The organism is Marinobacter sp. HL-58, assembly GCF_001314605.1.
Taxonomy (GTDB): domain Bacteria; phylum Pseudomonadota; class Gammaproteobacteria; order Pseudomonadales; family Oleiphilaceae; genus Marinobacter.
In genome coordinates this window covers 364,226-378,083 of the sequence record NZ_LIHP01000001.1, presented here as the reverse complement: position 1 = coordinate 378,083, position 13,858 = coordinate 364,226, and the positions used below count along the sequence as shown (strand labels likewise).

General features: G+C 58.8%; 9 protein-coding genes. 1 reads left to right on the top strand and 8 read right to left on the bottom strand.

Features of this window, described 5'->3' with window-relative positions; genetic code table 11:
* Positions 1-84: 84 nt before the first annotated feature.
* From astB to HLUCCO03_RS01655, 6 genes are read right to left on the bottom strand one after another with little or no spacing between them, the layout of a single operon-like run.
* Positions 85-1,425, bottom strand: coding sequence for an N-succinylarginine dihydrolase (gene astB / locus HLUCCO03_RS01680; protein ID WP_027833180.1), 1,341 nt, complete (start codon positions 1,423-1,425; stop codon positions 85-87).
* Between the two features lie 13 nt (positions 1,426-1,438).
* Positions 1,439-2,914, bottom strand: a complete 1,476-nt coding sequence (astD, locus tag HLUCCO03_RS01675) for a succinylglutamate-semialdehyde dehydrogenase (RefSeq protein ID WP_027833181.1) — start codon at positions 2,912-2,914, stop codon at positions 1,439-1,441.
* Positions 2,915-2,919: 5 nt separating this feature from the next.
* A complete protein-coding gene (astA, locus tag HLUCCO03_RS01670) occupies positions 2,920-3,966 on the bottom strand; it encodes an arginine N-succinyltransferase (RefSeq protein WP_027833182.1) in 1,047 nt (348 codons plus the stop codon).
* 28 nt (positions 3,967-3,994) lie between these two features.
* Positions 3,995-5,011 carry an arginine N-succinyltransferase gene (locus HLUCCO03_RS01665; protein ID WP_292016592.1) on the bottom strand — a complete coding sequence of 339 codons (1,017 nt, stop codon included), beginning with the start codon at positions 5,009-5,011 and terminating at the stop codon, positions 3,995-3,997.
* Between the two features lie 31 nt (positions 5,012-5,042).
* Entirely contained in the window at positions 5,043-6,260 is a 1,218-nt protein-coding gene (locus HLUCCO03_RS01660; protein ID WP_027833183.1) for an aspartate aminotransferase family protein, read from the bottom strand.
* Between the two features lie 50 nt (positions 6,261-6,310).
* The gene (locus HLUCCO03_RS01655) at positions 6,311-7,762 is read right to left on the bottom strand and encodes an exonuclease domain-containing protein (RefSeq protein ID WP_027833184.1); all 1,452 of its coding nucleotides are present in this window, start codon (positions 7,760-7,762) and stop codon (positions 6,311-6,313) included.
* 143 nt (positions 7,763-7,905) lie between these two features.
* Between HLUCCO03_RS01655 and HLUCCO03_RS01650 the strand changes: the two genes are divergently transcribed.
* Positions 7,906-9,120, top strand: a complete 1,215-nt coding sequence (locus tag HLUCCO03_RS01650; RefSeq protein ID WP_367142331.1) for a DcaP family trimeric outer membrane transporter — start codon at positions 7,906-7,908, stop codon at positions 9,118-9,120.
* Between the two features lie 315 nt (positions 9,121-9,435).
* Here the strand turns inward: HLUCCO03_RS01650 and aceF are convergent, their stop codons facing one another.
* Both aceF and aceE read right to left on the bottom strand, forming a co-directional pair.
* A complete protein-coding gene (aceF, locus tag HLUCCO03_RS01645; RefSeq protein ID WP_027833186.1) occupies positions 9,436-11,115 on the bottom strand; it encodes a dihydrolipoyllysine-residue acetyltransferase in 1,680 nt (559 codons plus the stop codon).
* 10 nt (positions 11,116-11,125) lie between these two features.
* Positions 11,126-13,795: a pyruvate dehydrogenase (acetyl-transferring), homodimeric type gene (aceE, locus tag HLUCCO03_RS01640; RefSeq protein ID WP_027833187.1), complete on the bottom strand. Its 2,670-nt coding sequence runs from the start codon at positions 13,793-13,795 to the stop codon at positions 11,126-11,128.
* Between the last annotated feature and the right edge of the window lie 63 nt (positions 13,796-13,858).

The window sequence follows — 13,858 nt, the reverse complement described above, 5'->3', positions numbered from 1 at the left end:
TTCGGCTAATCCGACCTACGGCGGGCAATGATCAGCGGCAAGGGGTAGGTCGGATTAGCCGAAGGCGTAATCCGACAAACCAACTCAAAGCTGAAAATCGTAGATAGACCCGAGCGCAAGTATCCCCGTCAGCTCGTCAAGCGCCTTCCGCACCTCCTCGAGCAACATCGGGTCGCCCAGATCCTCCTGGGACAGCTCCTCCCGATAATGGGCCTCCACCCAGGTGGTCAGGCGCTCGTAAAGCGCGTCGGTGAGCAACACCCCATGATGCATGGCTTTCAGTTCATCGTCGTTCAGCACCACCCGTAACCGCAGGCACGCCGGCCCGCCGCCGTTGCGCATGGACTGTTTGACGTCAAACACCTCCACCGAGGTTATTGGCCCGGAGCCGTCCACCAGTTCATCCAGGTAACGGCTGACGGATTCAATCTCGCGGCACTCGCCCGGCACCGCCAGCATCATGCCATCCGGTGTGTTCAGTAGCTGGCTGTTGAACAGGTAGGAAGCAACCGCGTCTTCCAGCGGAACCTCATCGCTGCTGACCCGCACCGCTTGCAGTTCCGTGCCGGTCAGCCGGGCGCGGATGCTGGCCAGTACCGTTTCTTCCTCCAGAAACGCCAGCTCGTGGTAGAACAGGGTGTTGCCATTTCCCACCGCGATCACATCGTTATGGAAGACCCCGGCATCAATGGCCTCGGGGTTCTGCTGGGCGAAGACCACATGGTTGTCTTTCAGGCCGTGCAGGCGGGCAACGGCCTGTGAGGCTTCCAGGGTCTGGCGGGCAGGATAAAGGCTGGGGGCCGGCGCCTGTTCGTTGAAGGCGATCTGGCCATAGACGAACAGCTCTACACCCGGTTCGCCGTACCCGCCACACAGGCGGGTGTGGTTGGCGGCGCCTTCGTCGCCGAACTGGCTGACTGATGGCAGTGCATGGTGATGGGCAAAACGGGATTCGTCCGCAAAGATGGATTTCAGCGCCCTGCCGGTAACCACATGCTCAATGGAGCGGTGAAACTTGGCGCTCAGGTTGGCCGGGGTGAAGTGTACGCGGTGGTCCGCCGTGTCCGCACTCGGCGAAACGGTGGCGGCGTTGGCTGTCCACATGGCAGACGCAGACGAAGCGGCGGCCAGAATCGACGGGCTCCGTTCAGCCGCGGCCCGGAGCACGGCGCTGTCTGAACCACCAAAACCCAGCGCCCGCAAGGTGGGGATATGGGGACGTTCATGGGGTGGAAGCACCCCCTGCACATAACCCCGGTCCGCCAGCCGTTTCATCTTGGCCAACCCCTGCAGGGCGGCTTCTTTCGGATTGGATACCGAGCGAACGTTGGACCTGGAGGCCACGTTACCCCAGGACAGCCCGGCGTAGTTGTGGGTCGGCCCTACCAGGCCATCAAAGTTGGCTTCTACCGCGTGCTTGGCCATTGCTAGTTGTCCGTCAGTCGAAATTCAGCCCGGGTGCGAGGCTCTCCGGTACTTCACTCTTTTTTGCTTCCAGTGAAGCCATGGGCCAGGCACAGTAATCCGCTGCGTAATAGGCACTGGGGCGATGGTTGCCGCTGGCACCCACGCCCCCGAACGGCGCCGCGCTGCTGGCGCCGGTCAGCGGCCTGTTCCAGTTCACGATTCCGGCACGCACCTCATTTGCCAGCCGCTCATAGAGCTTGTGGTCATCGGTCAGGATGCCGGCAGACAGCCCGTAACGGGTGTTGTTGGCCAGTTCCAGCGCCTCGTCGAAGCTCTTGTAACGGTAGACCGTCAGCAACGGGCCGAAAAATTCTTCGTCCACAAGGTCCAGCCCCGTGGCATCCACAATCCCCGGCGACAGCAGGCCGGTACCTTCTTTCAGCCGTTTCATTTCCAGCAACGACTGGCCGCCCTGCGCCAGCAGTTCACCCTGGGCTGCCAGCAGCTTATCCGCCGCCTCCGGCGAGATCACCGAGCCCATGAACGGCTGTGGATCGGCGTCGAATTCACCCACCTTGATACGGCTGACCACCTCGGTAAAACGCGCCAGGAACTGATCGCCCTTGGTGCCCTTGGGCACCAGCAACCGGCGGGCGCAGGTACAACGCTGGCCGGCGGACAAAAACGCGGACTGAAGCGCATGATGCACGGCACCGTCCACATCGTGGACGCTCTGCACGATCAGCGGGTTGTTCCCCCCCATCTCCAGTGCCAGGATCTTTTCAGGCTGGCCACCGAACTGTTTGTGCAGCAGGTGCCCCACCGTAGAGCTGCCAGTGAAGAAAAGGCCATCCACACCCGGATGCGACGACAGGGACTTGCCCACCGGCGCGCCGCCCTGCACCAGGTTGATGACACCGGCCGGAATACCGGCTTTCTCCCACAGCTTGACCGTCATCTCGGCAACGCCGGGGGTCAGTTCGCTGGGTTTGAACACCACGGTGTTACCCGCCAGCAAGGCAGGCACTATATGGCCATTGGGCAGGTGCCCGGGGAAATTGTAGGGGCCGAACACCGCCACCACCCCATGGGGCCGGTGGCGCAATACCGCATGGCCACCTGCCACATCGGCTTCGGAGTGGCCGGTACGATCATGGTAGGCACTGACCGAGATCCCGATTTTGCCAATCATGGCTGCCACTTCGGTGCGGGATTCCCACAGGGGTTTCCCGGTTTCCAGCCCGATCTGGTGTGCCAGCTCTTCCTTGTGTTCTTCCAGCAGCTTGCCGAATTTTTCCACCATCTCCTGACGCTCGGCAAACGGGCGCTTGCGCCAGCCAACAAACGCAGAACGGGCCTCGCGCACCGCCGCGTCCACATCTTCAATGCTGGCGCTGACGCCATCCCAGACCGTCTCGCCGGTAACAGGCTGGAGCGATTCAAACACCTCCCCGTGGCCTTCGAGCCAGAGCCCGTCTATAAATAACTGGCCTGTCAGGTTTGCCATGGTCACTACCTCCTTCCCGTATCTTTCAAAGGGGCCAGCCGCACAAGATCCCCGGATTCTATCTCCAGAGCCTCGGCCACTTCAGCCGGTATACTGACAGTATCAAGCCCGATACATTCGGCCGGTATGGTGGTTACCCGAAAGTCCCGGAACGAACGGTTGGATATCATCACCTGCTCTTCAGCGGGCACGTTCATGTCCAGCGGCGTCTTGCGGATCATCACATGGCGGTTGATACCTTCCCGTACGGTGCGGATGTTGTGAATAAAAGCCTCCACTACCGGCCCACCGTCGAATATGTCCACCATGCCGTTAAAATTGAAGCCTTCCGCCTGCAGCATTTTCAGTGCAGGCACGGTGTTCTCGTGCACCCGGCCGATCACCGCGCGGGCTGCATCGGGCAGCATCGGCAGATAGATGGGGTATTTCGGCATCAGCTCCGCGATAAACGATTTGTTGCCCAGGCCCGAGAGCATGTCCGCTTCGCTGAACTCCATATCAAAAAACTTGCTCCCCAGGGCATCCCACAGCGGGCTCTCGCCATTGCCGTCAGACACCCCCCGCATTTCAGCGAATACCTTTTCGGAGAAGTGTTTTCGGAAGTCGTCCAGGTACATGAACCGGCAGCGGGACAGCAGCAATCCGGTGCCGCCGCCCCGATGGGAGCCCGACAGCAGCAGTGAACAGATCTCGGTGGTGTCGGTCATGTCATTGGACAGGTGCAACGTGGGTGTGCGCACATGCACCCCCAGCTCACGGGAGGCATTCACGGTGACACTCAGCCGGTAGTTGTAGAACACCTCGTCCAGACCAACCCGGGCCTGAATACCGCTGATACCCACGCATTGCCCCAGCTCGGTGTCCTCCAGGGCAAAAAGATACAGCCCGGCTTCTGGGGCACAGCGCTGGTTGAAGGTTTCCCGGGCATGGTTGATCTTCTTCTGTAACAACTCCCGGTCTGCCGGCAGCGTGGTGAGGCCCTTGCCGGCCGCCTGCGCCATCGAATACAGGGCATCCAGGTCATTTTCCTGTAAGGGTCGGATCAGCAACATGCCGGCCTCCCGGGTGCAATAACCCTGCTCATAGCGGTGTAATCCTTACGTCGTCACCAGAGCCTCTGCCCAGGCACTGCCAGGTTTTCAGCGGCACCTTGACCTCATCCCCCAGCGCCTCGTGCAGGGGGGTCAGCGTGCATCGGAACTGCTCGCCGTTGCCGCCGGAAATCAGGCATAACTCACCGTCGTCGGTGTGCGCCGCGTGCAGTGTTTTCGGATGGCTGGTCACCACGGATTTGAGCGTGTCGGTGCGGGCTTCGAGTACCGGGCCGGCATCAAAAATATCCAGGTAACAGCCACCGCGGAATCCCTCGTGCTGAAGCAGTTCGAAGGTTGCACGGGTCTGCTCATGGGGCTGGCCCAGGGCCTCCCGGGCCGCATTGCTCAGCAGGGTGACGTAAATGGGGTTGGGTGGCATGAGTTCGGCAATGAACGTTTTGCTCAGCAGGCCGGAATACTGGTCTGCGGTTTCAAAATCCATATTGAAGAAGTGCCGCCCAAGGCTGTCCCAGAAGGGAACCGCCCCGTCTTCGGTCTGCACGCCCTGGATTTCCACAACGGTGTGATCCGTGAACAGGTCACGATGCCCTGCGATAAACAGCATCCTCGCACGGGACAACAACTCGAACGCATCAGTGCCGCGAAGTTCGCGCCTGATGGTGAACGAACACAACAGGGTATGGTCAGTGAGGGCGTGGGACGGATACAGAACCTCTACCCGGCGGGAAATACCCAGCTCATGGGAGGCATGGATCAGGGCGTCCATACGGTAGTTATAGAAAGGCTGCCCGTTGCCCGCCCGGGCATCAATACCCGATACGCCGTGAACCTTGCCGGTGCTGGTATCTTCCAGCACGAACAGGAAACGCCGGGGCTCGGCAGGCTTGTTCCGGCCGGCAAAGGAGCGTGCCGACTGGTCGATCTTGTGAGACAGCGCCTCTTCTTTTTTAGGCAGGGTGGATGACATCCGGGGGCCCTGGCCCCCGGCGATGTCGAGTATGTCGTTCAGGTCACCCGGCTGAGCCGGACGTACCAGCCACATAGGCGGCTCCCCTGGTTGCTGTATTCAAAGTTTACTGCCCGCACACCTTCCTGACGCCGGCTTCAAAGCGCGTGAGCGCTTCGTCGATGTCCGGTTCCGGAATGATCAGCGACGGTGCCAGACGCACCACGTTGGGCCCGGCAATCAGCACCATCACGCCTTCCGCCAGCCCGGCGTTGAGAAACTCCTTGGCCTTGCCCTGCCACTTTTCCGTCAATACGCAGCCCAGCAACAGCCCCGCACCGCGAACCTCACTGAAAATGCCATAGCGCTCGCCAATGTCCATCATGCCCTTGCGCAACCGGTCGGAACGGGCCGCCACACCCTTGAGAATATCCGGCTGGCTGACGGTATCGATCACCCGCTGGGCAACGGCACAGGCCAGGGCGTTACCACCGTAGGTGCTGCCGTGAGTGCCAACCCCCAGGCTTTTCGCGACTTTCTCCGTGGTCAGCATGGCCGCCACCGGGAAGCCACCGCCAAGGCCCTTGGCCGATGAAAGAATGTCCGGTGTCACGCCGTACATCTGGTAGGCGTAAAGATGGCCGGTGCGGCCAACGCCCGACTGCACTTCGTCAAACACCAGCAGGGCATCATTTTCATCACAGAGCTGGCGCAGGCCCTTCAGGAAATCGGCATCGCCGGGCATGACGCCGCCTTCACCCTGAATGGGTTCCACCACCACGGCGCAGGTTTTCTCTTTCGAGATCAGCTTCCGGACCGATTCCAGATCGTTGAAGTCAGCGTGGTGAATGCCACCCGGGGCCGGCTCGAAACCTTCCAGGTACTTGGGCTGGCCACCCACACTGACGGTAAACAGCGTGCGACCGTGGAAAGAGTTTTTGAAGGCAATGATTTCGTTCTTTTCCGGGCCGAAATGCTCCCAGGCATAACGACGGGCCAGCTTGAAGGCCGCCTCGTTGGCCTCACCGCCGGAGTTGGCGAAGAACACCCGCTCAGCAAAGGTAAGGTCACACAGGGTCTTGGCCAGGCGCAGGGCCGGTTCATTGGTCATCACATTGGACAGGTGCCAGATTTTCTCGGCCTGCTCCATCAGCGCACTGACCAGGCCCGGGTGGGAGTGCCCGAGGCAAGTCACCGCAATACCGCCCGCCAGATCGATATATTCTTTTCCCTCCTGATCCCATACGTGGGAGCCTTCCCCTTTAACGGGAATCACCGCCCCCGGAGCGTAGTTGGGGACCATTACCTCATCGAATAATTCACGGCTGACGGGTTCTCTGTTCATCGGTTTCTCTCAGACAAAAACATGAAACGGTACGTTTAATCATACGCCACTCAGGGCATGTGCACATCCGGCCGGCCAATCGCATCCAGCTCGACCACTTTCAGCGAACGCCCATCCTGACCCATCAGGGCCTTGACCACCAGCTTGTAGGAATCCAGGTCAAATTTGACCGCCTGCCCTCGCAGCGACAGATCCTGTAATTCTTGTTCATCATGCAGTGTGGCCACGTGCATCCAGTTATATACCACCAGTATGTCGGTTCTGCCGGTTCCGGCATTGTGCTCGAACACGGCCACCGGCCCCCGCCACGGCCAGGTTTTCAGGCGCAGGCCGTGGAACGCAATCTGCACCCGCAGGTTGTATTTCACCACATCCTCGCCGCCGTCACAGGCGCCCTTGCAGCGGCCAAGCGCGCGCTGAAAACAGGGGCCTTCATGTTCCGGCTCCAACCCCAGCAGCTTGTTGCAGAGGTCATTCTTCGCAGCAATGCCACTGAGCGCTTTCTCCGCGTCTTTCTTGCTGCGGAACAACCCAAAGTAATCGCCCAGGCGATGGGGCTCTATTTCCCGAACCAGCCTCGCCTGCAGATAACCGCGGGCATTTTCTGCCAGCTCAATGCTCACCAGATTCTTCGCCGCCCGTGAGCGCCGGTTGAACAGCGGCTTCAACTGTTTTATCTGCTTTAATTCAAGCAGTAACGCGCCCAGCTCGCCAGCGGTTTCTGTCCAGTCCACCCGCCTCAGGCTTTCAGACATGCGAATGCCCCGGCTGGAATTGTGGTCACCAGAGAAGTGGGAGGCCACACGCTGGGCAATGTCAGTACTTTTACCTACGTACAGAAGTACGTCATTCTCGCCATAGAAACGATACACCCCAGGCCCCCGGGGAAGGTCTTGCAGAACATCAACAGGCAGGTTGGAGGGAATACTCGGCCGCTGCAGCAGTTCACCAATGGCAGCTTCCATGGCGCCCGCACCCTGTTCCGCCAGCGCATGGTCAAAAAAAGCCATCATCGCCGACACATCCCCCAGGGCCCGGTGCCTCTGGACCCTGGCCAGCCCATGGCGCTCGATCAGGGCATCCATATTATGGCGACGAAAACCGGGGTACAGCCTGCGGGAGAGTTTTACAGTGCACAGTACTTTTGCCGAGAACAGCAAACCCAGACGCCGGAACTCGGCCTTGATAAAGCCGTAGTCAAAACGGGCGTTGTGGGCGACAAAGATCGTACCTTCCAGCTGCGCCTCGAGCTCACTGGCAATGTCTGCAAATACCGGGGCACCCGCCACCATGTCATTGGAAATGCCGGTAAGGCTCTGAATAAAAGAAGAGATACGTGTTTCCGGGTTGATCAGTGTCTGCCACTCACCCACCACCTGCCCGGCACGCCAGAAACGGATACCAATTTCCGTTATCCGGTCATGGGTCGAGTTGCCCCCGGTGGTTTCAATGTCCAGGAAAGCAAAAGTGGCAGAATCGAGAATACGGGTATTTTTCGTCATGAGAGATCGTTACGTATTACCGGAAATAACCGATGTTCTGCCCTGCTGGCGCCGTGAAATAAACGCAATCCTCAAAAAGTTCCCCTAACCCGGCGATTTCGTTGTATAGACATTCGTCTAATTAATGCAAGAATTTATTTGAAATGTCACAGTTTCGTAACTACTTTGAAGTGGGTCCAACAAAAATAAGTGTGGAGACAACAAAGATGCAAAGCAACAAACTGAGAATGGCAATTCGTTCAACGGCTGCAGTAGCAATTTTGGGGGTAGCAGGTCATGCTCATGCCCTGACATTGGACGTGGGTGATGATGTAGAGGCCAGCCTCTATGGTTTTGCTCGCTTGAATATGAGCTACGACTTTGACGGTGATCGTGCTGTGTCAACGCGGGCAGGCTCATTCACTCCAGCAGACGAAGATGTCACAGGCCATTTCGGCGCTGACGCCCAGCAAAGCCGGATCGGTGTCAAAACAACTCATTCTTCCGGAGCCTCGATCACCGTTGAGGGTGATTTCCGCGGCACTGGCAATGCGGCAGGTAGTTTACGTATACGCCATGCCTACGGTGAATACAAAGGCTTAATGGCGGGTCGAAACTGGTCTAACTACAACAGTTTCGTAGGTAATACTGCGGTTCTGGATTTCGACGGTCTGGCGGGTACAGCAGGCGCCCAAGATCGTACTGAACAGGTTCGCTACACCACCGGAGCAATGTCGTTCTCGCTTGAGGATCCCCTCTCGCAATCAATCCTCGACACTGCTGGAACAGACGGAGTTAGTGACGATTCAAGAACATCAATGCCGGTCTTCACTGCACGGATAGAAGATTCTGCTGACGGTCTATCCTACTCAGCGGCGGCTTTGGTTGGGCAAGTAACAGCTGACAATGGCGATGATGACGACAGTGTCATCTCCTACGGCGTGTTCGGTGCGGCGAAATTTGCTCTTACCGACATGATCTCCGTTCAGGGCGCACTCAACTATTCCGATGGTGCTACCGGTTACCTCTGGCGCTCGGGCAGCAACTATACAGGCGCTAGCGCTTACCTCGACGGGGACAGCGTGGAGTCAATTGAAGGTTATGGCGGCTCTGTTGGCATGGGCTTCGACATGGGCGGCGGTCGATCCGTCAACGTGGGCTATGGTATGACCAAGCTTGATCTGGATGACGCTGTAGATGCAGGACAGACAACTACTGCAGCAGCCGAGATGAACCAGAACGTGATGGTTAACTACATGTGGACGCCTGTCCAAAACGTCATGATGGGCGTTGAATACGCATATCTTGACCAAGAAACGATTGCCGGCGATTCAACTGACGCGAACCGTGTTATGTTCGCAGCCCAGTACAACTTCTAAGCCTTTTAGAAGTTAACTCAGGAAAAACCCCGGCTTCGGCCGGGGTTTTTGTTTGTCATCAAAAAAGTTAAAGCATGGCAGCAGATCGCTAACGCCAAACTGCGGCCAACAAGCCAATAACCGGGTTACACCAGGAAGAGAATATCAGAAGCGTTAAAACAAGCGAGGCCGGTCAGGCTATTCAGAACCGTGGAGCGCCAGGGATGGCGCGACCGAGCCCTACAGGGACGTATCCACGGGCGTGTTCTGAATAGCCTGACCGGCCTCGCGACCGCCCCTTAGCCTGCAGGCTACGGGACGATCAATCACCAAAAGTCAGAGAAGAAGGGAACGAATATCCCCCAGCAACTGACTTAACAGAGAGGTAAACCGGGCAGCATCCGCCCCGTTCACCGCCCGGTGATCGTAGGACAGCGACAACGGCAGCATCAGCCGTGGCTGGAAATCCTTGCCGTCCCAGACCGGCTTCATCGCCGCCTTGGAGACACCAAGAATCGCCACCTCCGGCGTATTCACAATCGGCGTAAACGCCGTGCCGCCAATACCACCAAGACTGGTGATGGTAAAGCAGGCACCCTGCATCTCCGCCGGTTTCAGCTGCTTGTCCCGGGCCTTCTGGGCCAGCTCGGCACTCTCGGCCGCCAGCTCCCACAGGCCCTTCTGATCCACATTCCGGATCACCGGCACCATCAACCCGTTGGGCGTATCCACCGCAATACCAATGTGAATATACTTTTTACGAACCACCTCCTTGCGGTCCATATCCAGCGACACATTGAACTGGGGCAGCTCCGCCAGGGCCGTGGCACAGGCCTTCAGCAGGAACGGAAGTGGTGTCATCTTCACACCCTTCTTCTCGCCCGCCGCCTTCTGGGACTTGCGGAAATCCTCCATGTCGGTGATATCCGCGTCCTCGAACTGGGTCACGTGGGGAACGTTCAGCCAGCTGCGCTGCATGTTGTTGGCGGTGGCGAACATCATCCGCGACATGGACTCGCGCTCGATATCGCCAAACTGGCTGAAGTCCGGCAGCTTCACGCCGGGAATGCCGGCACCGCCGCCACCCGCAACCGTACTACCCTGCTGGGTCTGCTGCAGCTGGCTCTTCACGTAGGCCTGCACATCATCCTTCAGGATACGGCCCTTGGGGCCTGAACCCTTGATCCGGGCCAGGTCGGCACCGAACTCACGGGCGAGTTTGCGCACGGCCGGGCCGGCATGAACCCTGGCGCCGGGCGCGGGCGGCTCGTAAGTGGCCGACGGCTGCTCAGGTTTTGGCTCTTCACTGCTGCCTTTCGGCTCGGCCCTGCTTTCCTGTTTGCCGCCCGTGGGCGCCTGTGCCGGCTCGGAAGAGGCCTCTTCCCCGTCGCTGTCCTCGCTGCCTTCTTCCACTACGGTCATTTCAACCAGGTCGTGGCCTTCAGAGATCTTGTCGCCCTCGGACACCAGAATCTTGCCAATCTTGCCGGCATAGGGAGACGGGATCTCCATGGTGGCCTTGTCAGATTCAACGGTTACCAGCGGGTCGTCCGCGGCAATCTCGTCACCTTCACTGACGTTGATTTCGATAATCGGCACATTTTCGAAGCCGTCCAATGCCGGCACTTTCACGACTTCCTTGCGGGAACCACCGGATTTCTTAGGCGCAGGCTTCTTTTCAGCCGTGTCTTCAGATTTGGTTTCGGCCTTTTCTTCCTTGCCGGATTCCGCCGCTTCTTCGCCGGAATCCTTGTCATCACCGGAGCCGCCCGCGTCACCGCTGGCCTCCATCATGCCGACAACGTCGCCTTCCTTGACCTTGTCGCCTACCTTGACGGTGATTTTGGTGATCTTGCCGGCGCCGGGTGATGGCAGTTCTACAGAGGCCTTGTCGGACTCCACGGTCAGTATCGGATCTTCTTCCTCAACCGAATCCCCCTTGCTGACGAGTATTTCAATAACTTCGACCTCGTCTGCACCGCCGAGATCCGGAACCTTGATTTCCTGTTCACTCATGGCGGTCTCCTTAGCTCAGCACCGGGTTCGGTTTGTTGCGATCGATTCCGTACTTGCGCATGGCTTCGAGAACCACTTCTTCCTTGACCTCACCGTCTCGCGCCAGAGCCGAGAGCGCGGTTACCGCCACATAGTAGCGGTCCACCTCGAAATGGCTCCGCAGCTTTTCGCGGGTGTCACTGCGGCCAAAGCCGTCGGTGCCCAGGGTCAGGAAGGTTTTGGGGATATAGGCACGCACCTGCTCGGACAACAGCTTGATGTAGTCCGTGGACGACACCACCGGCCCCTGCTGCTTCTCCAGGCACTGGGTGATGTACGCCTTCTTGGGCGTGTCGTCCGGATGCAGGCGATTCCAGCGCTCGATATGCAGACCGTCGCGGGCCAGCTCGTTAAAGCTGGTCACACTCCAGACATCACTGGCAACCCCGAAATCGTCCTTCAGCAACTGGGCCGCGGAACGCACCTCGTTAAGGATGGCACCGGAGCCGAGCAGCTGAACCCGGGGCGATTTCTTACGGCCCTTGGTTTCCACAGACTCGATCTGGTACATGCCCTTGATAATGCCCTCTTCCACCTTCTTGTCTTTCGGCATCGCGGGCTGTTCGTAGTTTTCGTTCTCGATGGTCAGGTAGTAGAAGACGTTCTGGTTGTCTTCAAACATTTCCTTGATGCCATGCTGGATCACCACCGCCATCTCGTAGCCGTAGGCCGGGTCGTAGGCCTTACAGCTGGGAATGGTCTGGGCCAGGATGTGGCTGTGACCGTCCTGGTGCTGCAGCCCTTCACCATTGAGAGTGGTGCGCCCCGCGGTACCACCGATCAGGAAGCCGCGGGCCTGGATGTCACCAGAGGCCCAGGCCAGATCGCCCACGCGCTGGAAACCGAACATGGAGTAGAAGATATAGAAGGGTATCAGCGGGAAGTTGTTGGTGCTGTAGGACGTGGCCGCCGCCATCCAGGCTGCCATGGAGCCGTCCTCATTGATACCTTCCTCAAGGATCTGACCTTTCTTGTCTTCCTTGTAGTACATGATCTGGTCACGGTCTTCCGGCACGTACTTCTGGCCTTCCGATGTGTAGATACCCAACTGGCGGAACATGCCTTCCATACCGAAGGTACGGGCCTCATCCGGCACGATGGGCACGACCCGCTTACCGATGCGCTTGTCTTTGGTCAGCGCCGTCAGCAGCCGTACGAAGGCCATGGTGGTGGAAATCTCACGGCCACTAGAACCTTCCAGCAGTGCCTTGAAGGTATCCAGCGGCGGCGTCTGCAGCGGCTGACAATCCTTGCGGCGTTTGGGGTAGAAGCCACCCAGCTCCTGGCGGCGCTTCTTCATGTACACCATTTCCGGGCTGTCAGGCGCCGGACGGTAGTAAGGCACATCCTTGAGCTCGTCATCCTTGAGCGGAACGGCAAACCGGTCGCGGAACGCCTTCAGCTGCTCGATGTCCATTTTCTTCAGGGAGTGCGCCGTGTTCTGGGCCTCACCGGCGGTACCAAAGCCATAACCCTTGATGGTATGGGCCAGGATAACCGTTGGCCGGCCGCCATTATTGTGAATGGCATGGTGATAGGCCGCGTAGACCTTGTAGGGGTCGTGGCCACCACGGTTCAGTTTGTTGATGTCCTCGTCGGTGAGGTTTTCCACCAGTTTGGACAGCTCCGGATATTTGCCAAAGAAGTTCTTGCGGGTATAAGCCGGGCCGTTACTCTTGAAGTTCTGCAGATCACCGTCCACAGCCTCATCCATGACGCGCTGCATCAGGCCGTCCTTGTCCTTCTCGAACAGGGGATCCCACATGCGGCCCCAGACCACTTTCAGCACGTTCCAGCCGGCACCACGGAACACACCTTCCAGTTCCTGGATGATCTTGCCGTTGCCCCGAACCGGGCCGTCCAGGCGCTGCAGGTTGCAGTTCACCACGAAGATCAGGTTGCTCAGGTTCTCGCGGCCGGCCATGGAGATGGAACCCAGGGTTTCCGGCTCGTCGCACTCGCCGTCACCCACGAAACACCACACCTTGCGGTCGCCCATATCAATGAGCTCGCGGCTGTGCAGGTACTTCATCACGTGAGCCTGATAGATGGCCTGGATCGGCCCAAGGCCCATGGACACCGTGGGGAACTGCCAGTAATCCGGCATCAGCCAGGGGTGGGGATAGGAGGAAAGGCCATTGCCGTCCACTTCTTCCCGGTACTTGTCCAGCTGCTCTTCGTCAAAGCGGCCTTCCAGATAGGAACGGGCGTAAATACCCGGCGAGGAGTGGCCCTGGAAATACACCAGGTCTGATTCCCGCTTTTCATCACCACCGTGGAAGAAGTAGTTGAAGCCTACGTCGTAGAGGGTGGCAGCCGACGAGAAGGAGGACACGTGCCCGCCCAGCTCACCCGGGCGCTGGTTGGCCCGCATGACCATTGCCATGGCATTCCAGCGTATCAGCGAGCGGATGCGGCGCTCCATGAACAGATCACCAGGCATTCGCGCTTCCTGGGTTACCGGAATGGAATTGCGGAACGGCGTGGTGATGGAATAAGGCAGCTCTGTGCCGTCGCGGCTGGCTCGTTCGGAGAGCCGTTCCAGAATGTACTTGGCGCGATCAACGCCCTCCTGTTCGATCAGAGACTCCAGCGCATCCAGCCATTCACTGGTCTCTATGGGATCATCGTCCTGGTACATCAAACCCTCCCCTTGGCATTAATAAGTGCGGCGCGTGCCACGATCAGCAGCTGAGCGCCTTGC

Bases quoted from the DNA above. Each gene is read 5' to 3' on its own strand.
- astB (WP_027833180.1), bottom strand. From the start codon at position 1,425: ATGGCCAAGCACGCGGTAGAAGCCAACTTTGATGGCCTGGTAGGGCCG.
- astD (WP_027833181.1), bottom strand. From the start codon at position 2,914: ATGGCAAACCTGACAGGCCAGTTATTTATAGACGGGCTCTGGCTCGAA.
- astA (WP_027833182.1), bottom strand. From the start codon at position 3,966: ATGTTGCTGATCCGACCCTTACAGGAAAATGACCTGGATGCCCTGTAT.
- HLUCCO03_RS01665 (WP_292016592.1), bottom strand. From the start codon at position 5,011: ATGTGGCTGGTACGTCCGGCTCAGCCGGGTGACCTGAACGACATACTC.
- HLUCCO03_RS01660 (WP_027833183.1), bottom strand. From the start codon at position 6,260: ATGAACAGAGAACCCGTCAGCCGTGAATTATTCGATGAGGTAATGGTC.
- HLUCCO03_RS01655 (WP_027833184.1), bottom strand. From the start codon at position 7,762: ATGACGAAAAATACCCGTATTCTCGATTCTGCCACTTTTGCTTTCCTG.
- HLUCCO03_RS01650 (WP_367142331.1), top strand. From the start codon at position 7,906: ATGTCACAGTTTCGTAACTACTTTGAAGTGGGTCCAACAAAAATAAGT.
- aceF (WP_027833186.1), bottom strand. From the start codon at position 11,115: ATGAGTGAACAGGAAATCAAGGTTCCGGATCTCGGCGGTGCAGACGAG.
- aceE (WP_027833187.1), bottom strand. From the start codon at position 13,795: ATGTACCAGGACGATGATCCCATAGAGACCAGTGAATGGCTGGATGCG.